A 1449-nucleotide genomic window follows, 5' to 3' on the forward strand; every position below is an offset into this window, starting at 1 on the left:
ATGAACTGACCCCCATAAGTTGGACACCAACTATGGGGGTTAAATATGAGCAAAAAATATAGTGTTCAACAGAAGATAGATGCCGTATTGCACTATCTAAATAGTCATGATGGTTATAAGCTAACAGCCAAAAAATTTGGAATAACTCATACCCTCATGAAACAATGGGTACGCCAATATCGTTTACATGGTGAAGAAGGATTCCTGAATCGTCGTCCTACTATCCACCGAACACTGGCGTTTAAACGAGAAGTGATTGAAACGATGCGTTCAGAGGGTTTAAGCCTTGTAGCAACAAGTATGCGTTATGGTGGTATTGCTCCCTCAACTATTCTAAAATGGAAACGAAAAGAAGAAAAAGGTCTATTGACTGGGTTAAATAAGGAGTCTTCCATGGCTAAGCAAGCATACCGTCCTGATTTAAGTAAACCTGATGAAGAAAAGACTCGTGAAGAGCTGATTCGGGAGTTACAGTATCGTCGAGCGGAGAATGCTTACTTAAAAAAGTTGGACGAGTTGTTGAGGAAAAAGGCACAAGCCCAACAACTCAAGAAAAAACGTCCATAATCAGAGAGTTACGTCAGCAATCCTTCCCGTTGTCTGACTTACTAGCCACGGCGGGTGTGGCTCGTAGTACGTATTATTATCATGCGAAGGCTGAACTGACAGAAACCTCTGAACCAGAGCCTCTGATACAAGAAATTACAGTTTTATTTGCACAGCATAAAGGGTGTTATGGCTATCGCCGGATTACTTTATTGTTGAGGCAAATGGGTAAGCTTGTTAATAAAAAACGCATCCAACGGTTAATGGCTAAACAAGGACTTCGTGCGGTTATCCGTCGTCGTCGACGCTACAGCTCTTATCAAGGGGAGCAAGGACGAATTGCTGCCAATATATTGGCACGTCAGTTTGAAAGTGTACAGCCAAATGAGAAATGGGTCACCGATGTGACTGAATTTAAAGTTGGAGAGGATAAGCTATATCTCTCACCACTTATGGATTTATACAACCGAGAGATTGTGTCTTACACACTGAAAAGACGTCCGACCTATGACTTAGTGGCAGAGATGATGAGTCAAGCCTTGGCTCAGTTACCTGAGAATGCCTCACCGTTGGTTCATTCAGATCAGGGATGGCATTATCAGCACCCTACTTACCAACATACGTTGGCACAGCGAGGTTTAACGCAGAGTATGTCGCGCAAAGGCAATTGCTTAGATAATTCCGTGATAGAAAACTTCTTCGGTACGCTAAAATGTGAAATGTTCTATACGGAGAAATTTGAATCAATAGAACAACTCGAACAACGTATCCATGAATACATTCATTACTATAATCATGAACGTATTCATACTAAACTAAGAGGACTGCCTCCTGTTCAATACAGATTACAGTCCTCTAATACTACTTCTTAATTAAACTGTCCAAGTTTATGGGGTCAGTTCA

Annotated in this window: 1 protein-coding gene and 1 pseudogene; both read left to right on the plus strand. The window is 41.4% G+C overall.

Going from position 1 to position 1449, the window contains the following annotated elements:
* The first annotated feature begins 45 nt into the window (after window positions 1-45).
* On the plus strand, window positions 46-567 hold the full coding sequence (locus HKX40_RS10540; protein ID WP_171589537.1) for a helix-turn-helix domain-containing protein: 522 nt from the start codon (window positions 46-48) through the stop codon (window positions 565-567).
* Window positions 555-1418: pseudogene (locus HKX40_RS10545) on the plus strand (IS3 family transposase); the annotation flags it as partial. The gene HKX40_RS10540 and the pseudogene HKX40_RS10545, both read left to right, overlap by 13 nt.
* Window positions 1419-1449: the final 31 nt, after the last annotated feature.

Source organism: Pelistega europaea, from assembly GCF_013133775.1.
Taxonomy (GTDB): domain Bacteria; phylum Pseudomonadota; class Gammaproteobacteria; order Burkholderiales; family Burkholderiaceae_B; genus Taylorella; species Taylorella europaea.